Annotated in this window: 15 protein-coding genes; all 15 read right to left on the bottom strand. The window is 60.7% G+C overall.

The genetic code is table 11. The annotated features are described in order from the left end of the window. Positions 1 to 3: 3 nt before the first annotated feature. A complete protein-coding gene (tssM, locus tag HHL14_RS28475) occupies positions 4 to 4,017 on the bottom strand; it encodes a type VI secretion system membrane subunit TssM (RefSeq protein ID WP_169500938.1) in 4,014 nt (1,337 codons plus the stop codon). A gap of 12 nt (positions 4,018 to 4,029) precedes the next feature. Beyond that, positions 4,030 to 5,364: a type VI secretion system protein TssL, long form gene (tssL, locus tag HHL14_RS28470; protein WP_169500937.1), complete on the bottom strand. Its 1,335-nt coding sequence runs from the start codon at positions 5,362 to 5,364 to the stop codon at positions 4,030 to 4,032. Next, on the bottom strand, positions 5,361 to 6,710 hold the full coding sequence (gene tssK / locus HHL14_RS28465) for a type VI secretion system baseplate subunit TssK (RefSeq protein WP_169500936.1): 1,350 nt from the start codon (positions 6,708 to 6,710) through the stop codon (positions 5,361 to 5,363). Before tssK ends, tssL begins: the two co-directional genes overlap by 4 nt. 5 nt (positions 6,711 to 6,715) lie before the next feature. Beyond that, on the bottom strand, positions 6,716 to 7,261 hold the full coding sequence (tssJ, locus tag HHL14_RS28460; RefSeq protein WP_169500935.1) for a type VI secretion system lipoprotein TssJ: 546 nt from the start codon (positions 7,259 to 7,261) through the stop codon (positions 6,716 to 6,718). Positions 7,262 to 7,428: 167 nt separating this feature from the next. Next, positions 7,429 to 7,911 carry an Hcp family type VI secretion system effector gene (locus HHL14_RS28455; protein WP_169500934.1) on the bottom strand — a complete coding sequence of 161 codons (483 nt, stop codon included), beginning with the start codon at positions 7,909 to 7,911 and terminating at the stop codon, positions 7,429 to 7,431. Between the two features lie 190 nt (positions 7,912 to 8,101). Beyond that, positions 8,102 to 9,604: a type VI secretion system contractile sheath large subunit gene (gene tssC / locus HHL14_RS28450; RefSeq protein ID WP_169500933.1), complete on the bottom strand. Its 1,503-nt coding sequence runs from the start codon at positions 9,602 to 9,604 to the stop codon at positions 8,102 to 8,104. A gap of 46 nt (positions 9,605 to 9,650) precedes the next feature. Then, complete coding sequence (tssB, locus tag HHL14_RS28445; protein ID WP_169500932.1) at positions 9,651 to 10,184, bottom strand: type VI secretion system contractile sheath small subunit; 534 nt, start codon at positions 10,182 to 10,184, stop codon at positions 9,651 to 9,653. Between the two features lie 211 nt (positions 10,185 to 10,395). Continuing rightward, the gene (locus HHL14_RS28440) at positions 10,396 to 12,021 is read right to left on the bottom strand and encodes an OmpA family protein (RefSeq protein WP_230413242.1); all 1,626 of its coding nucleotides are present in this window, start codon (positions 12,019 to 12,021) and stop codon (positions 10,396 to 10,398) included. Positions 12,022 to 12,047: 26 nt separating this feature from the next. Next, positions 12,048 to 12,749 carry a DotU family type IV/VI secretion system protein gene (locus HHL14_RS28435; protein ID WP_169500930.1) on the bottom strand — a complete coding sequence of 234 codons (702 nt, stop codon included), beginning with the start codon at positions 12,747 to 12,749 and terminating at the stop codon, positions 12,048 to 12,050. 27 nt (positions 12,750 to 12,776) lie between these two features. Further along, entirely contained in the window at positions 12,777 to 13,424 is a 648-nt protein-coding gene (locus HHL14_RS28430) for a fimbrial protein (protein WP_329601747.1), read from the bottom strand. A 21-nt stretch (positions 13,425 to 13,445) separates the two neighbouring features. Beyond that, a complete protein-coding gene (locus HHL14_RS28425; protein ID WP_169500929.1) occupies positions 13,446 to 16,295 on the bottom strand; it encodes a fimbria/pilus outer membrane usher protein in 2,850 nt (949 codons plus the stop codon). Between the two features lie 12 nt (positions 16,296 to 16,307). After that, a complete protein-coding gene (locus tag HHL14_RS28420) occupies positions 16,308 to 17,081 on the bottom strand; it encodes a fimbria/pilus periplasmic chaperone (RefSeq protein WP_169500928.1) in 774 nt (257 codons plus the stop codon). A gap of 89 nt (positions 17,082 to 17,170) precedes the next feature. After that, positions 17,171 to 17,707, bottom strand: a complete 537-nt coding sequence (locus HHL14_RS28415; RefSeq protein WP_169500927.1) for a fimbrial protein — start codon at positions 17,705 to 17,707, stop codon at positions 17,171 to 17,173. 252 nt (positions 17,708 to 17,959) lie between these two features. Beyond that, positions 17,960 to 18,610 carry a response regulator gene (locus HHL14_RS28410; RefSeq protein WP_169500991.1) on the bottom strand — a complete coding sequence of 217 codons (651 nt, stop codon included), beginning with the start codon at positions 18,608 to 18,610 and terminating at the stop codon, positions 17,960 to 17,962. A gap of 477 nt (positions 18,611 to 19,087) precedes the next feature. Next, positions 19,088 to 19,735 (bottom strand): response regulator transcription factor, encoded by a 648-nt coding sequence (locus tag HHL14_RS33870; protein WP_329601748.1) that lies wholly within the window; start codon positions 19,733 to 19,735, stop codon positions 19,088 to 19,090. Between the last annotated feature and the right edge of the window lie 99 nt (positions 19,736 to 19,834).

The raw sequence follows: 19,834 nt of genomic DNA, 5'->3' as shown, positions 1-19,834 counted from the left end.
ACGCTAACCGGCATCGTCGGTGAGCCAACCGGCTGATGCGGTAGCACGCCTTCCCGCGCTGCCCGGGCAACGAAACCCTCGGAGCAACGCGGTGAGTTGCGGTCCGGACTGTGCGCCGGACGTCAGTTCGAGCACCGCATGACGATCGTCGAAACTGAAGTCCACGGCCGAGCGGCTCGCCGCTAGCGTCGAGCTCGCATGGCCGCGGTCGATCAGGCGAAACAGCGCCCATGGTCCTTCGGCCATCAACGTCGACGTATCCGGACGGATGCGCGGATTCGCGGTGATGCCGGCCATCGAGCCGCCTCGCGGCCCGGGCCACGTGATCGGGAAGTTCGTCACGGGGCCATGCGCATAGCGCAGACTCTGCCCGTCGATATCGATCAGCAGATCGGTGATTTCCGGATCCAGCGACACGACCTTCAGCCCCATCTTCCACGCCATCCGGTTCGCACCGGGATCGCGGAAAAACGTCTGGCGGATCGCGGCGGCACGCTCGAACGGCTCGAGGCTCGGACCGGGCATCGGCGGCATGCCGGGGCTGACCGACTTGTAGCGCCACGGCCGGATGCTCGTGTCCACACGACTCGCGAGCGTCTTCTGGAAGAAATCGTCGAGCAGGCCGCCTGCCGCGAACACGCGGTTGAAGTCGTCGATGTCGACGTCCTGGCCGCCGGCCGCGAACGGATACCGGCCTTCGATCGCGCGACGACATTCCGCCCCGACGCTCGATTCGACCTGCAGCGCAAGCAGCGACCCGACGCCGCGATCCACTTTGTTCATCGACTGCGAGGCGAGCCCCGCGAGTACCGCGCGAAACGGTGCGGGCAATTTTTCCGCCTCGAGTTGCAGCGTGGAACCGAGGTCGTCGACGGGCGGCATCGTGTTGGTGGCGAGCACGTTCCCGGCCATCACCAGATGCGTGTATTGCTCGTTGATCAGACCGATCACGGCGTCGAGCCGCAATGCACCACTACTCCCCGCCGAAGCCGGTCCGGACGACGACTGTCCCGGCGCGGAAGCCGCGACGCTATCGGCCTGACCGGTCACGACTTCGCGCAGCGCGGCAAACCGGCTGTCGACCAGTTCAAGCTCCATCTTCTGCTGCGCGAGCTGGCCGATCGTGGCGGTCGCGGCCACCGCGCTCGCCGCGCGCGCGACCCGCGAGCGGCCAAGCAGCATGTTCATCGCGCTGTCGGTCGGCGACGGATCGTCCGCGCCGCCGGCCACTAACGATGTTTCATGCACCGCCGTACGCGCGAGCCGCGCAAGCGGCGAATCGGGCGCGGCCAGCGTACGCAGCGTCTGAAGATCGAGCGCGAGGGTGCCGTCACCGCCGGACACCGGTCTCACGTCATCGAGAAACTGTTGCCAGTAATTGCCGTAGTCGGTCAGAAACTGGCGGCGAATCTCGTCCACGAGCTTGTCCTTGCGCGCGTGCAGCACGTCGCCAGTCGTGACGGCCCGCCAGCGCGACCCCGCGTCCGCCTGACCCATCACCCACGCGTCCTGCTTTTGCGCCTGCTCGAGAAATTCGGGCAGGCGCCGGTTAAAAACCGCGTGATAGCCGTCGTAGGTATAAAGACCTGGTATGCCGCGCTCGAGCGTCGAACCGTCGACGAGCCTGAACACGGACGTGGCTTGCGGACCCGCCGCGCTGATCAGCGTGACGTTCTCCGGCGCGTCCGCCGTCATGGCGTTCATTGCGCGTTCGTAGAGCCGCCCGGACGCCGGATTGCGACCGAGGAAGTCGCGCGCTCGCGCCACCAGTTGCGTGTTCACCGATTTCGCGGGCAACGCCGGCACGCCGTCGGCGAACAGTGCGTCGAGATGGCGCGCCATCACGCTGCGCTCGCCGAGCGTCGCGACGCTGTTTGCGCGCTCCCAGTCGCTCAGCACCCAGGCCTTGATCGCCTTCGCGTCGTAGTGCGAACGGTCGAATAGCGTCAGATAAACCGACAACGTGCGATAGACGCCGTCCGCGTCCTGTGCGTCAATCTGCGTATCGAGCACCGTTTCGAGTCGCCCGACGATCTGCGGCAGCAGCATCTGACGCAGCAGATTGGCGTAGGTCTCGCCCGCGGCATCGCTCACCGCCGGCGCCGTGTAGAGCCCGTAACGCCACGCGAGGCCCGGACTGTCGAGGTCCATGTCCTGAAACTGCGGCAGATCGCGCGACGCCGACAACACCGGCCCTGTCGTACCGGGCTGCGGCGTCTTGCGCAGCGACGCCACGCGCGCGGCCAGTGCATCGGTCTTCGTATTGATCGCGGCCAGATACTCACGGTTGTTGCCGTAGCTCACGATCAGCGCGCCGATCAGCCACACGGCCAGGACGAGCGCCAGCAGATGACCAACGACGCGCAACGCGCGAAAGCGGATTTCCCAATACAGGTTCGGCCGCACCAGATGCCCTTCGGCCAGAATCACGCGCTGGAACAGATTACGCAGGAAATAGCCGCGATAACCGGTCGGTGCGTCATGGCCGGCCAAGGAAGCCTGCCACGCAGCGGCGTTCGACTCGCCGCCGAACAGTCCAGCGAGCCCACGGCGCAGCCGCTGCAACAGCGTCGACCGGTCCGCGGGCACCACGTCATGGGTCTGCGCCGCGCTCGTGAAATAGACGCCGCGCAACGTGCTGCTCAACTGCGCGTCGTCGTATTTCGAATCCAGAAACACCAGCGCGAGCAGTTCGGTCAACTCCGCGCATAGACCACGGAATTCGGACGGCAGCGCGTACAGCTTCCTGCGCCGATCGACCTCGTACATTTCCTGCAGCCGCGTATTGATACCGTCTTCGAGTCCCTGTTCGAGCTCACGCAGCTCAGCCACGCAGCGCACCCGCAACGCGTCGCGGTGATGCGCCTGCTCGTCGTCCCGATACGGCAGCGTGAAACCGAGAATCTGCGCGCGGCTCTCGGCGGTCAACGACTGGAAATATTCGCCGAAGCCCGGCAGCAGATCGAGCTTGGTAACCAGCACGTAGACCGGGAAGCGGATACCAAGCTGCTGACGCAACTCGCCGAGCCGCGCGCGCATCGACGCGGCCAGCGCCGTGCGCTCGGACGCCGCGCACGTCAACAGTTCCTCGACCGACACCACCAGCAGCGCACCGTTGATCGGCGCACGCGGGCGCCGCTTACGCAGCAGCGCGAGGAAACCCTGCCATTCCACCGCGTTCGCGCGTTTCGGATCCTCCGGCGCCGCATCGTCCTGCGCTGCGGATGCCGCCGTATCCTGCACCGTATAGCGCCCAGCCGTATCGATCAGCACGGCCTCGTTCGCGAACCACCAGTCGCAGTTCTTCGTTTCGACACGCCGGGTGAGCGACGTCGCGACCATCTGATCCGCGTCGGGAAAATCAAGGCCCGAGTTCAGGATTAGCGTAGTCTTGCCGGCCCCCGGTGAGCCAACCACCATGTACCACGGCAGTTCGTACAGGTAACGCTGGTTTTCCAGCAGGCGACGCAAGCCGGCCGGACCGCCGCGCAAGTGCTTGAGCTTGTCGATTGCCTTCGCGACTACCGTGTTGAGCTCACGAATCTCCGTGCGCCCCGCCGACGCCGCCCCGCTACCGTCTTTGCCCTCCTTGTTGCCGAACGGATGCAACACGCGTTGCAGCAGCGCCTCGTCGCCACGCACCGCGTTCCACAGCCGATAGAGTCGGTAGATCGCGTAGCAGGCAAGCAGCAGCGAAATGGTCAGCACGCGCGACCACGACGTGCCGAACGGATGCCCATTGCCCAACGCGAGCAGCGGCCCGAAATACCACAGCGCGAGACACAGCAGCGCGACGCCGATCGGGCCGACCGACCAGCCCAGCAGCCAGAACAACAGCAGCACAAGCAGCACGACGATGGACAGCGTGCGCGACAAGACACTTTCGAGCGGCCGGTAGTCGCCGAATGCAATCAGCGGCCCAATGAACCAGACCGCCGCGGCTGCGACGAGAATGGCCGCGAACACCAGCGCCTGGCGCGAACAAACCAGCTTCCACAAACGGTTCAGATAAGACATCGAGGTTTCCCGTTATTGCGTGACGAAGACTTCCACGCGTCGATTGCGGGAACGACCTCCCACCGTCGCGTTGTCCGCGATGGGTTGCGTATCGCCCTTGCCGATCGCGATCACGCGATCCGCAGGCATGCCATGCGCTTTCAGCGAATCGGCGACGAACGTCGCACGTTGTTCCGACAGCACCTGGTTATCCGGAAACTCCGCGGTACGAATCGGCTGGTTATCCGTGTGGCCGGTTACCGTAACGTTGCCGCCGACCCGCACGATCTCCTGCGCGACCTTCGTCAGCACCGGATCCAGTTCCGGACGGATGCGGCTCTGACCCGGCAGAAACACGTAATCGCCCCGGAACACGACCTTGCTGCTACGCTCGTCTTCGTCGACTGTTACCTGGCCGCGCGCGATTTCGTTCTTCAACAGCACCGACAGACGCAGCCGCTGATGCACCACCGGCGCCTCGCGCTTCGGGCCCTGGCCGATCGCGAGAATCTTCGTGTTGAGCGCGTTGGTGTCGGATAGCAGCCAGTACTTGTACCAGGCAAAGAGCGCGAATAGGGCCAACGCGGCGACACCGGCCGTCGCCCACACCGGCACGCTTTTCAGGAGCGGCATCCGGCCGGGCGCTTCGCCGCGCCAATGCGGCGACAGTTCGAGACGCATCGTGTCGCGTGCGCCGCTGATCAGCGTGAGCAGGCGCTGACGAATCTGTTCGAGATAACGCGGGCCATCGACCACCACGCTGTAGCGTCCCTCGAAGCCCAAGCCCAGAATGCGATACAGCACTTCGAGCACGTCGACGTACTCCTGCGGGTCGGTCGCCATGCGGCCGATCAACAGAAAAAACTTCTCGCCGCCGTCGACCTCGCCCTCGAACGTGATCAACAGACTGCGCGCCGCCCATGCGCCGCCGCCACCCCAGCGGGTGCGGTTCGCGGCTTCGTCGAGCGCGGTGCACAACGCGTAGCGGACTGCGGCGACGTGCTTCCAGGGCAGATTCGCCTTGTCGCAGACCTTCTGGAACGCGCTCACTTCGCGCACCAGCAGCGAGCGCAGGCCCGCAACCGCGGCACGCGATTCGAGCGACGGCGGCATGTCGGCCAGCATGCGCAACAGCGGTTGTGCAGCCTCACGCAGCGGATTCTGCGCAAGCTGCATGCGCTCCAGACGCGTAGACAGATCTTCCGGCGGATCGAACGCGGATGGATCGACAGACGGCTCCTGGTCGACGCTTGCCGCCATTGCCGGGCGGCCCGCCGCTCCCGTCTGGGGCTGTTCCTTGCCCGCCCCCGCGGGAGCGGACTCCGTCAGGAAGCCGAATGCGTCGTCACCGAATGCACCTGTACTCATTTTTGACGCACGCCCCACAGTTCAAGCTTGAGTTCCGGAAAGTGCCCGGCAATATGCATCGCGATACCGCCATGCCGCGCAATCTGCTCCCAGAACGGGCCCGAACGCGCAAGCTCGAAATAGACGAAACCCGAATTGAACGGAATCTGCCTCGGCGGCACCGGCAGCGACGCCAGCGTGAGTCCGGGCAGGTGCGAGCGGATCAGTTCCGGCAAACGCTGCGGATGGCTGATCTTCGTCTGCGCGAGGAATTGCTGCTGCAGCAGTTCGGGCGGCATTTGCGCGCCTACCGCGAGCACGAGGCTCGAATAACCGGAAAGCTCGCTCGGTAGCACGGAAGCCATGCGGATGCCGTGTGCCTGCTCAGTGAGCGGAATCGGCTGCGCGCCACGAATCAGCACCTGGTTCAGCAGATGGTGCACTTCCTCGACGAGCGGCTTGATGCTGCGATAAATCTGCGCGTGGTCGTAGCCTGGCGCCGGAATCGGACGCCGGGTCTGCGGACGCACGAACGTCGACAGTTCGCCCGCCAGCAGCGCGAGTTCGCGGTACAGATCGACCGGCGCGGTTTCCTCGAGACGGCAGATGTGTTCGAGCAGCGGCTCGTAACGATTGAGCACCTGCAACAGCAGATAGTCGGCTACTTCGGCCGCCGTGCCTGTACGGCCGTCGGTGCCGGAAAGACGGGCTGCCAGAGCGTCGGCGCGCAGTTTCGCCAGGCCGTGCAGCTGCATCGTCCATTCGCGCAGCAGCGGATTCGCGCCGTAGCCCGTGACGGGCGGAATGTGTTCGGTGCTATACAGCGACACCGCGCCGTCCGCATGCAGCGCTTTCACGCGTGTCAACGCGATGCCGATCCAGGACTGCGTCAGCTCCTTCCCGGGCAATAGCCGCAGACGCAGATTCGCGAGCTGGACGGGCTTCGGCCCCTGGCCAATCGCATTGCTGTCGCGCAATTCCGTGTCGTACGCAAGGTAGCGCGCGAGCGAACCGCTCTGTTCGGCAAATGCGGTCTCCTCCGTATTGGGCAGACGCAACGGGACGGCGAGGTAAATCACCTGATCCTGATGCTCCGGGCCGATCGTGAGCGGTGGCGGCGGCGGCGTGAGGCCCGGCACGTCGAACGGTGTGCCGTCCGGAAATACGCCGAGCCCGCTCTTGAACACGAGCTTGCCGAACGCAAGCGACTCCTGATCGATTTCATAGCGGCCGAAGCCCCAGAAAAAAGGACTCAACGGCGCGCTGCGGCGGTGCGCGAGCGATTCGAAATACCGCTCCTGCTGCTGAAACAGCTGCGGACGCAGGAAGAGGCCTTCGCTCCAAACAACCTTGTTATACCAACTCATCGCAATTAATCTGACTTTGAAATCGAAACAGCGCGCTGGTCCAGCCGGACCGTCAGCTTCTGCGCCTTGTCTGGAATGGCCATCCGGTACCACGCTGCGTCGGGTGCGCCCGGCAGGCGGTAGACTGCTCGCCACACGGATTTCCCGAGATCCCGATAGCCGGCCAGCACACCGATTGCCGTCGTGGCGGGGTTCGACTTGCGCGTGATCTCACGCTGGTCACCGGGACGCAGAATGAATTCGTCGACCACCAGCGCATCGTCGCCCAGCACCTTTTTGTCGTCGCTTTGCAGCGTGAAAAAGTCAGCGTTCTCGAAAGCCGTCGCAGACTTCAGCTCATAGACCCGCACCAGGATCGGTGCTGCCTTACCCCACTCGTTCGGATTGACGCTGTCATTGGCGGCGATCCGCAGCCGCAGATTCATTTGCTCCTTGACGACCGGAGTCGGCGTGCTGCTGCACGCGCTCACCAACAGGCCAATGCCACCCAGCGTGAGCCAACTGACGATACGTAGCCATGTCGCGAAGCGAGAAAATAAGTTCGAAGCCATCTGAAACCGCTTTGCGCAGCCCTGCGCGTCGACGAAGTCAAGGTGATCTCGCGCGTCGCCCTGAATGAATTAACCAGGATGCCGGCATCCCGCCCGGCATCCTGGCTTACAACCGTGATGCGGCTCGCCGGCAATCGACGAACCCACAATTCAGGAAGACGTACGATTTAGGCGCTATTCTTCTTGATGTCGAACGTCGCCGTAATTGCACCGCCGCTGCCGCCCTGAGCGTTCTGCACCATGTATTCCTGCTTCAGACGCGCAAACGACAGACGCACCTTTTCGCGCGGACGCGATTCGCTGTCGCTGACGCCCGACGGAAACACCGCCGTGACCAGCACGTCGTTCATCGTGAACTTGATGTACTCGAGCGGGTTGCCGCCGGCCTTGCGCACGACGAGCTTCGCTTCGTCGATATGCTTGCCGGTCAGGCAGTACTGCGTCAGGTTCGGGGTGGCGCGATCAATGTAATGCTCGAACTCGAGGTCTTCGACCGTTGCACGCCCCGCACCGCCGCCGGAGCCGACGTGCATGTTGGACTGCTGCGTAACGCCCCACGACCAGCTCAGGACATCGATCTCGTCCTTGTGGTTCGCGTCTGCCGACTCCCCATCGATCCCGTTGATCTTGAGAAAGATGTCTTGTGCCATGAAACTACTCCTTGGTACGTGAATGGTTTTAAAGATGCTCAATGGAAGCCAGGCATATTTAATGAGCGCCTGTCCGCCGCTCAGCCAACAAACTCAGTCAACAAACTCAGTTACCAACCTCGGTTTGCGAATGCGCAGACCCGATCCGGTCATCGACCCGGGTCTCCGGAAGGAACGCTCGACGCCCCGCTCAGGCTGCTTCCTTCACGAGCGGAAGTTTCGCGACGAGACGCAACGACACGGTCAAACCCTCGAGCTGGAAATGCGGACGCAGGAAGAACTTCGCCTGGTAATAGCCGGGATTGCCCTCGACGTCTTCGACGACCACTTCCGCTGCCGCGAGCGGCCGGCGTGCCTTGGTTTCCTGCGATGAATTCGCAGGGTCTGCATCGACGTAATTCATCACCCATTCGTTGAGCCACTGCTGCATCTCGTCGCGCTCCTTGAACGAGCCGATCTTGTCGCGCACGATGCATTTCAGGTAGTGCGCAAAACGCGAGCAGGCGAACAGATACGGCAGACGCGCCGACAGATTCGCGTTCGCGGTGGCGTCCGGATCGTGATACTCGATCGGCTTTTGCAACGACTGCGCGCCGATGAACGCCGCGTAGTCGGTGTTCTTGCGGTGGATCAGCGGCATGAAACCGTTCTTCGACAGTTCCGCTTCGCGGCGGTCCGAAATCGCGATCTCGGTCGGACATTTCATGTCGATACCGCCGTCGTCAGTCGGGAACGTATGACAGGGCAGGTTCTCGACCACGCCGCCACTTTCCACGCCACGAATCAGCGTGCACCAGCCATAGTGCTTGAACGAGCGGTTGATGTTGACCGCCATCGCGTACGCGGCGTTCGACCACACATAACGGCGATGATCCGAACCGTCGGTCGCTTCTTCGAAGTCGAATTCGTCGACCGGATTGGTTTTGATGCCGTACGGCAAACGCGCGAGAAAACGCGGCATGGCGAGGCCGATGTAGCGCGAGTCTTCAGAGTTGCGCAGCGAGTTCCACGGCGCGTACTCGAGGTTTTGCGTGAAAATCTTGGTCAGATCGCGGGGATTCGCAAGTTCCTGCCATGAATCCATTTGCAGGACCGAAGGCGCCGCCCCAGTAATGAACGGTGCGTGCGACGCAGCCGCAACCTTTGCGATCGATGCGAGCAGATCGACGTCAGGCGGCGTGTGATCGAAGTAATAATCGGCCACGAGACAACCGTACGGCTCGCCGCCCAACTGCCCGTATTCTTCTTCATAGATCTGCTTGAAGAACGGGCTTTGGTCCCACGCGACGCCTTTGTAGCGTTTCATCGTGCGACGCAGATCGTCTTTCGACACATCCATGAAACGGATCCTCAGGTTTTCATCCGTTTCAGTGTTCGTGACGAGATGGTGCAGTCCGCGCCACGCACTTTCCAGTTGCTGGAAATCCTCGTGATGCAGAATCAGATTGATCTGCTCGGACAGCTTGCGGTCGATCTCGCCGATAATCGACTCGATGTTTTTGTATGCGTCGTCAGACACGGTCACCGACGTGAGCAGCGCCTGCTGCGCAAGCGTTCGGACAGCGCCTTCCACCGCCTCGCGCGCCCGCTCGGTCTTCGGTTTGAATTCGCGCGACAGCAGCGTATTGAAATCGGATTGACTGGTTACGCTCGCCGCTTCCTTGGCGCGCGTATTGGCTTGATGTTGGCCCATCGTTTCCCCAATATTTAAGGCTGTGCTTTCGCGTGGAAAGCGGGAATCATTCGTGATTCGCCGGTTCTCCGGCCATTGCCGTTTGAGGCTTCGGCGCCTTCGCCAGCGCCTGCAGCAACGCCGGGTCGCGAAGCACCTTGCTGACGAGGCCTTCCGCACCGCTCTTGCCGTCCATGTAGGTCAGCAGGTTGGCAAGCTGCGTGCGCGCTTCGAGCAGCTGCGAGAGGGCGTCCACCTTCTTCGCAACCGCGGCGGGAGAAAAGTCCTCCATGCTCTCGAACGTGATGTCGACCATCAATTGGCCTTCGTTCGTCAGCGTGTTCGGCACGGCAAACGCGACGCGCGGCTTAAGTGCCTTCATTCGCTCATCGAAGTTGTCGATGTCGATATTGAAGAACTTACGATCGCCGACGGCGGGCAACGGCTCGAGCGGTTTGCCCGACAGGTCCGCCAGCACGCCCATCACGAAGGGCAGCTCGACCTTCTTTTCCGAACCATAAATTTCCACGTCGTATTCAATCTGAACGCGGGGAGCACGATTACGTGCGATGAATTTTTGAGAACTGTTAGAAACCGGCATAGTGCTCTGACGTTATTTCGCTCAATGAAAAGGAGAAGCGGCGATACGGCAGGCTCACGAGAAGCCGGTCCGCATCTCAGTGATACTAAATTCCTAATTCGCTCAAAGATATGGGCGACCGCCCAAATATGGATTCGCTTAATCAGATCGACTAACGAGATGGAGACTTACCTCTGCGACGAAACTGCAACCACAACGCGCAGAAACGCCCTTAATGCGTGCCGGACTCGGGAATGAGCGTGATTTCGACGCGTCGATTCGTCTCGCGTCCCTGCTCGCTCTGATTACTGACGAGCGGCCGTGTGTCGCCGTACCCCTGAATCGCAAAGCGCGTGACCGGCAACGACGCGTTATTGACGAACCAATCGCGAATAGCTCGCGCACGTGCCTCGGAAAGCTTCTGGTTCGCGGCGCTGATACCTATATTGTCTGTGTAACCCGAGATCAGAATCCGCTTGTCCGGGTTCGTGCGAATCAGATCGAGCACGGCTTGGAGCTTCGGCTCCGCGCCTGGCTTGAGCGTCGTCTTGCCGCTGTCGAACAGCGACAGATTGTCGATCGTCACTCCGACGGGCGGCGGCTGCCATGCGGAAAGAGTCTGTTCGAGCGCGGCCTGCAGCGCAGCGCCGCGATACAGTCCCCACCCGAGCGTACCAGGTATGCCGGTCTTCGCGTAATGAACCAGCTTCGCGTTCCAGCTACGTAGCGTTTCGACCTGCTCGCGCTTTGCGTCCACCTGGGAAGCAGGCGTGTGCGCGTAGACGTCGAGATCATGCGCCACTCGTCCAACCATTCGGCTATTCGACCACCCCGATATACCGACGGATATGAGCAGTGCGGTGGCTGACGCTGCCATTGCGTGCAGCATCCAGCGATGCGGTTTGTCCCGCTCTTTCTGCACCGCGGCCACCGCTGCTCCTTGATGTGCGGCAATCTCAGGCAATGGAAAAGGAAGCGGCAGCGCTTTTGAGCGCGCCGACGGTAGCTGCAAGCTCGTCTTGCCGGTTAGCCAACGCGCCCAGGCGCCAGCGCGTGAAGACAAATGCCCGACATTGGCCAACAACACGCCGCGCAGTGAAAATGGCGCGGTGTTCGCGAGCAATGAGAGGATCGACAATAACGCCGCGTCCTCGAGCCAGTCGAATACGGCATGCCCCAACCCGGCGTGCGTAATACTCGCTTTTTGCGGAGACGAAAACCAGGCCTGATCTAACTGATGGCGAATCAGGCGCACGTGTTGTCGCGCATTTGCGCTCGCAGATTGAGTGCTTGTTATGTCGATCGTGTCGCCAAACCATACCGGTGTTGCGGTGACATCGTCGCTTGCGCCGAGACACGCGTAGATCGCGAGATAGCATGGCAGTACGCACGCCCGGTGGCGAGTGTTCTTGTCGAGTTCGTGCCGCCAACGGGAAAACGCCTGGCGCAGCACCGCGTCCTCACGGTCGCCGTCGGGTATGACCGGCATCAGCACGGCCGCCGGCAAGCGCTGATGCAACGTGTTGATCGTGGCGATGAAATCCGCGAGTTCGTCCGGAGTTTTGACACGCAGCCATAGCGCACCGTCGTGATGACGGCGCATCGATGCTGGCCCGTCCTGCTCGAAAACCGCGCCGGCATAGGGGCCAACCACGAGAATGATCGGTAGATCACGCTCCGCGTTCGCCTGAATGGTTTCGTGGATACGCGCTTCGCGCCGCTGCGCACACGCGGCCAGAGCCGCGACGCCTAACGCTGCCAACAGAATCAGGATTGGCACGACGGGCCACCACGGCTGAAAGCGAGCCGGCACATACAGCCATATCAGGCCGGCCACAAGAGGCGCAATCCAGATCAATGGCGCGCGATAGCGATCTGCGAAAATCACGACGCACCTTCCTTTTGCACTAACTCCGCCGGAGCGACGGTTGCTGTCGGCAAACGACCGATTGCCGCGTTGAGATGCGTGTCGAACGCGAGCCATAGTGCTCCGACAGCAATCATCGCAACGACGACAACGCCGGCCATCCAGTGAGTACGCACCACTCGCGACGGCACCGCAACGTTCTTCGTCGCGACAACTGTTACCGTCTGGTTCGGTGCCGACTCCGCCTCCTCACCACGCTCGATACGACACTGTGCCGCTTTCATCCGTTGAAGACTGGTGCCGGCATGCCCCCGGCCGCCATCGAAGCTGGACTCGAGCACGATGCCATACAACTCCAGTAAGCCACGGTCCCGACAGCCGTCGCGAAGCAACACGTCGATCCGCTCCCAGACGCGTGCGGCGCCATCGTGCAGACCATGGAATCGCGCCTGTAGAGACTCGCGCAGCCATTCGGGCCGTTGCTGTGCCGACAATACGCGCAATGTCAGGTCGTCGAGTAACATGCACTGCACGAGACTGACTTCGTCGATGTCCGCCGCCGGGTAGCTTGCGTCCTGCATGCCTTGGCGCAATGTCTCGACCAGCGTGCCGCAACGCGCACGCCACGAATGAACGTCGAGTATCTCTGCGCCGCTGAACAGCAGCGCAGCATGCAATGTTGTTGCGCGCAGCAGCGTGACAGGTAGATCAGACATCATGAAGGCACCGCATATTCGCGAACGACATCAGGGCATTTCGACGACATAGGTGACGAAGGTACTCACCGAGCCGGCCGTGGCGCGCCCTGTTGCGTAGTAGCTCGCGATGAAGTTCGCAGGCGTCGGATCAGTGGACGTGATCGGAATGATTTTCATCGTCGACCGGTCGCCGACCTTGATCGGCGAGCCGTCGGCATTCGCCAGCATGACCTGTACGTTGGTTGCCGACGTAGCATCGCCCGTGTTCTGCGGATTCAGATGGCCCGTCGTCGCATCGGTTGAAGCACCACTTTCAAAATAAACCCGAGCCCCCGTCACACCGCTCGCGCATTGCATCGTGATGGTGAAAACCGTGGCGCCCGCTACTGCGCCGGCCGTCGACAGCGACTGCGTCGATATTGTCGGCAACGTGACCGTCATATCCGGCGAGCTGACCAGCGGGCAAGTCGTCGCCACATAGGTGCCGGTGAAATTGAGGGTGACGGAAGGCGACGACTGCGCATATGCGCTAGTCGAGCCAAGCAGCGCGCCCAACATAAGAGCGAGCATCAAACCCGACATCAGGCCAGACATCCGACTGCACTTCTGGCAAACTTTCCGGAAATATTCCGCTATATTCTTCATTTTCCGACCTCCACTGTCGGCGCAATCATTGAAACTGCGGCGCCTGAACACCACGGCGCCGCGGCTCGCAAATCAGTGAAGCGAACTGACAAGAGCTGAGCCCGCTGAACGTTTCGCTGCCTGTTTGGCCGACGGAGACCAGACCAGCGTCGGATCGCAACTCAGTTTGATGCGCGCGACAATCCCGGCATGCTGGCTGTTATCCGTCTTGTCGTCCTCCGGTATCTTGTACGGCATCACGCACTGCTCCGCCGCACCGTTCCCCCAGCGCACCCGCAGCTTGCCCTCGCCTTCGAGGCCCCGTAGATAAGCGAGGCCGCCTTGGCCGACAATACCCACCGATTTATCGGACTCGTCGAATAGCTCGGTACCCATCGGCAACGCCTTGCCTTGCCGATCGTCGACTTCGGCGAAAATCGGCATGCCCTGCGTGGTCACGATCTTCACCTTGACGAGAGAATTCGCTCGCGGCACCACTTCCTCGCTCGTATTGCCCAGCTCGACGTCGAGCGGCACATCGCTCGGATCGAGTGCGACCGTGTTGACGCGGTATGGCATCAGCGACGACACCACCGCGTAGCCGTTGTCGTCGATCCGCGCCCCCTGGCCGTTGATGATCCGGCCACCCTTCGCCCCCTTCGCTTCGACGAGCGCGAAGGCCTGACCAAGCGGCGGGCTCAGCGTAACGCCACCACTATGGATGACCACCGCGCCATCGGCATTGAAGGCGGCCTGACGCGCCTGGTTGCCAATCGACGCGTTGCCGTTGAGGGTCGCGTACGGCGAGCGATAGATCGCATATCCCCCGCCGGAAACCGCCCGGTTGTCACCGGAGACGATCCGCGACGCGGTGACACCGTAGTTGATCGGTGTCGCACCGAGCGAATTGCCCGACATCGTTGCCTGGATGGAACTGTCTCCGTTCGAGCTGCGCGAAAGATTCGTGGTCACGTAGTCGAACATGCGAGGCTTGTTCGAATCGACCCGACCCAGCGGAATAGTGAGATTCAAGCCCACCTGCGTGCTGATGTGCGAGTCCTGCAAGCGCGTGCGTTGCGCGTACAGCGAATAGGAAATGCGTTTGTATGAGCTGTTGAAACCAACCTGATACTGCAGATCGTAGCCCTTCGACGTCCCCCAGTAGTTCTGCGAGCTACCGGCGATATACAGCGAACTCGACTCGCCGATCGGCTGGTTGATATTCAACTGCAGACGGCTACGCGTACGGTAGTTGTAGACATCCGCGTTGTCTCCGGTAAAGTTGCGCGCATAGATTGCGTCGCGCAAGCTGTAAAAGCGTGCTGTCGAATAGCGATAAGCCGCAACGGAGAAGTTCGTGTTCGGACCCGCGAGCATCTTGCTATAGCTGATTCGCGTGCTATAACCCGGGCGACCACCCGATACCCCCGGCAAATTGACACCCGCAGCGGTTACGTCGAGCGCAAATGCGCCGACCGGTGTATTCAACGCAACGCCAACGAGCCCTGCCCAATAGCCCTCCGAAAACTGACCACCGGTATAGCCCGTCAACAGATTCGTGAGGCCGCGCTGATAAACTGCCTGGGCAACCCACGGATGCTTGTCGAGCGTCGTATCGCGATAAACACCGGCCGTTACGTTGAAACGTGAAATACCTGGCCGCAGCAACTGCGTCACCGACGCGAACGGCACAAGGAAGGTTCTTTGACGGCCATCCGATTCGGTGATGGTGACTTGCAGATCGCCACCATAGCCGGTTGCCGGCAAGTCACTCAGTTCGAACGGCCCAGGCGGCACGCTGGTCTCGGCCACGATAATATTGTTCTGCCGTACCGTGACACGCGCATTGGTATCCGCCACGCCGCGCACGACCGGCGCGTATGAGCGCATGGAGTCCGGGAGCATGCGGTCGTCGCTGGAAAGCTGCACGCCACGCACGTTGAACGAATCGAAAACGTCGCCGCTCGTCGAACTGTCGCCGATCGTAAATTGGCTTCTGAGCGCGGTGATGTCATGCTGAGCGAACAACGCGACGCTTTGCCAGTGCGAATCCGCGGAACGGTTCTGCCAGTTGACCGTGGACCATTGGCGAAAACGCCAGCCGCCAACGTTAATGCCGCTCTGAAGGCCGAGATAGACGCTGTTCAGGTCGATGCCGCTATTGTTCTGGTGACTCGCATAGCTGGCGAGGCTGTATTGCACGAAGCCCGCATTGATGCCGTTGTCCCATCGGGACGGATCGACATAGCCTGCGGCTTCCTTGCGCAATTCGAGCTGCGGAACCGACACATCGAGCTGCAGATTCGCCGTGTTGAACGATGCGGTCGATCCCGGCACCGCCTCCGACAGCGGAATGCACAGCAATGCCTGCTCGGCGTCGTCCAGATCCTTCTTTCCGGTCGCCTTGAACCGCTCGATCATACGGCTGGTATCGATGCCAGCACGGTCGAGATTGGCCATCGTGAAACAGGGGGCGGCAATCTCCGAACCCGGCACGGCTTGAAACAGTACGTCGAAGCGTCCGCGTTTTTTTCCGTTGACGAACAGCTCAAGCGGATAGGTTCCCGGCGCCACCGGATTGCCTCGGGTATAGCGAGACAGGTCCGCGACATTACCGGTAAAGAACGCCGGATTGAATTCGACTTCTTGCGGAGGGTCGATCGGAGCCGCCTCGCCAGCCGGCGTCGCGACGGGCGCTTCCGCATGCGTGGAGGCTGCGTTGGCAGCCGATTGCTGCGGCGACTGCTGAGGCAACTCAGGCACTGCGCAATCGCCGGAGAGATTGGCCCCCCCGCTGTCCGACAAACATGCGGCAACCGCCGGACTCACGGAAAACGCCCACCCCGATGCTACAAACGCCGCCCAGGCAAACGGATGACATCTGAACGGGACATTGCCAAATGCTGATCCAACTGCCACCTTATTATTCCGCACAGCTGCCATACCGTAATCCAATTATTGATTCTTTTGCGCGTCTATATTCTGCGCACTGCCCAGTTCAGCCGTGTCTTTGATTGAAGTACCAAAGTCATTCAGGACCGCATAGGAAATCGTTGCAGGCGCTTTGATGTCGAGCTTGCCGTCTTCCGGCACCAAATCGACATGTCCAAACGGCGGTGCCATATCCGGGCGCAAGGCAATCTTCTTCCCGCCCGCTTCGACATCCGCACTACCAACCGAAACGTAGTAAGGCGACGGGTTCTCCAGACGGATGACACGCTCACCTTTGTCATTCGAATCGAGATGCCATTTGAAATTCGTGCGCGCCGCGGTCGGATCGTCGAGCAACGTTGCCGGCCGATAGAACATCTTGATACGCGTGCGAAATGCAAGCTGAATCATGTTGCGCTCGTCCGCATCTGCAGGCTTGGGCGGAATTTCGAGCACATTCAGCCAATAAACGGACTCACGGTCCTTCGGCATGTCGCCGCCTGCGAACATGATGCGCAACGCCTGCCCACGGCGAGGCTCGACGCGAAACACAGACGGCAGCAACGTAAACGGCACCTTGATTTCATTCGGCGCGGCTGCTGCGTCTCCGTCGTCCAGCCACGCCTGAACAAGTACCGGCCGGGTGTCGACGTTATTCAGTCGAACATTCACTTCGCGGTTTTGAGCTGGATAAATGACGCGCGTACCAGTGATGGTGATAGCGGCCTGTGCGGCAACCGTGGCTACGCTGCAGATAGCCGCCGCAATCCATAGAACGGGAAATTTCATTGAGCGCATTCGCCCCTCCAGGCAACTGAATGGCAAGGACGTCGCCTCGGGTTATTCCAGACAGCGGAACAACCCGAGGCCATTCAGACTTGATTCGCTTACTGGTAGGCCAACGTATAGCGGACAACAGCCGTCACGTTACCGGCCGTGGTTTTGTCCGTTGCGTAGTACTGGCCACCGTAGCTCATCGTTGCGGTACCGTCGGTAGCGACAGGAACGTACGTACCGGTGCTGCCCAGCAGGATCGGCGTGGTGCCGTCGCGGTCGAGCAATTGCACTTCCACGTTCGAAGCCGGCGTTGCGGTAGCCTGGTTGATGGCGTTACGCGTATCCGGGTCCATGTTGGTGGTCTCGAAGTGCGCCGCAACGTTCTTCAGGTCCGACGGGCAACTCGACACCGAGATGGTGAACATCGTCGAACCCGCGGTTTGACCAGCAGCAGCCAGCGATTGCGACGACAGGGTCGGCAGCGTGACCGTCTTGTCGTCGTCGCCTGCGTTGATCACGCAGGTGTCGTCGAGCAGTTGGCCGTTAAACGTGACTTGACCCGCGCCCGGCGCGGATTGTGCGAAAACCATGGGCGCGACGGAGATACCCATCAGCGCGATCATCAGTTGCGTGACTTGCTTTTTCATCAGATTCATTCCTCTTCTATTTCGGACTACAAACCCTTGTAGAGCCGGGGCACCCAGCAATCATCAAGGCAGAGAGATGATGTCATCGACGGGGATCGGTGTTAATGGGCCGATACCCAAAATGAAAGCCACTTTGAACAAACGGACAAGCGATCCCACGCCACGCTGGGGCGCGCGGGTGGAGCGATCTGCAAAGAAGTGTAAAGAGGAGACGAGGGGCGCTCCCGATACGCCGGGAGTGCGCGAAAAACGCTATGAGCCATACCACTCGCGCACGATCGTGGCGAGTTCGACGTCGTTCTTTGCGCCGAGCTTCTTCATGCCGGCATTCTTCTGATTGCTGACTGTTTTTGGACTGCGCTTCAGCCGCTCGGCGATCGCGCCGATGGTCATACCGTCGCAGATCATTCTGACGACGGTCGCTTCTTTTTCGGACAACATGCAGAGGTTGGAGCCCCGCTCCGTTGCGCGCCCCGTAGCGGACAGCATCTTGTCCATCAGCGAATCGGATAGATAGACGCTCCTGCTTCTAGCGGTCCGAACGGCCGTTGCCAGATTGACGAAGCCTTCATGTCCTTTGCCGACGAAACCGGCCGCGCCTGCATTGAGCGCAGCGGAAACGATATACGCGGACGAATGCGAACTCAGAAACACGACCTGCGTGTCTGGCGCAATGCGCCGAATACGGTCGAGCATATTGAGACCATCGGCATAAGGATCGCCCTCGAATTCGTAGTCGCACACGAGGACATCCACGGGCGTTTCGCTCAGCAAATCAAGCAACTGATGGATGTTATCGCTCTTGAAGCAGACCTCGATGTCTGGACACGACAGAAGAAGATGCTCGACGCCCAATAGAATGAATGGATGATCGTCGGCGATACCTACTTTTATTTTGTTCACACGTGCTCCCCCGCCACTCTGGCGGGACTCACCGGCACGCCGGAAGCCGGGTGCGTTGAGGTCCGCCACGATTCGATTTCATTTCACCTCGTCCGTCGCCAGATGAACCGGATTGTTCATTCTGATTCGACGTTAATCAATAAATTCGGTCTGCGAATTTTTAATTCGATAATATGCAAATCAATTTAAAGACGTATGACCCGTAAAAGCAGAAACGCCACCGCTTGCCGCGACGCATGGGTCAATCAAGGAAAATAGGAGACGCACCGCGCCTGCCTGCAGGATTTTTGGCCCTCTCCGGACCTGCGCATATCTGAATTGTACGATGCACCTGGAGTAAAGAATTTCAGCAAAGTCCTATATTCCATGCTTATCTTTCGGCGCTCATACGTCATCCAGATAGGCTTGCCAGAAAAACTCAGACCGTGCCGATATTCGCTACAGGCTGCGTCAACCGTACGCAGTCACAACCCGGCCTCACGCCATTTTTGAAATGGCCATCAGTTCCTCGTCGCCATCTTCCGAAGCATTGCCAGACGTCGAGGGCAGCACCAGACCACTCTCCATCCCATAGCGCACCAGATCGGCATCCCGCTCGATACCCAGTTTGAGCATGGCCGCGCTCTTTTGCGTGCTGATCGTTTTCTTGCTACGGCGCATTAACGCGGCTATTTCGGTTACCGACATGCCGGATACGAAGAAGCGTACGACCTCGAGTTCCCGCCTCGTCAGCGCAGCGCCGGCCATGCTTCCGCGCGCGCCCAGTTTGAGCGAATCCGCGATCGCCACCATGCGCGGCGACAGATAGCAGCCGTTGGCATAAGCAGCGTGAACGGCGATGGTCAGATTGCTGATCGGATCGGCCTTGCTAAACACACAATAATTTCCAGCGTGCATCAATACACGCAAGGCCGCGGGATTTTCCAGCATGCTCAGCACGACGATCTTGAGATTCGGATAATGCTGGCGAATGAATGAGAAAAGCGCCAGTCCATCTCCATGAGCACCGCCGGGCATCACGTAATCCGACACCAGCACATCACAAGGCGACTGTGCCAGTGCCACCATCAGCTCACTCGAATTTCTCGCGGTGGCGAGGTAGTCCCCCCGAGAATTAACGGGTATTCAAGGTAGAATTTTCTAGCAGCAGGATCGACAGGAAATTTTGCATGAAAACGTCCAGATTCACGGAAAGCCAGATCATCGGGATCTTGAAGCAGGCCG

The organism is Paraburkholderia antibiotica (genome assembly GCF_012927125.1).
GTDB lineage: Bacteria > Pseudomonadota > Gammaproteobacteria > Burkholderiales > Burkholderiaceae > Paraburkholderia > Paraburkholderia antibiotica.
Note: the sequence above shows the minus strand (reverse complement) of the source record. Positions and strands in the feature narration are given on the sequence as shown.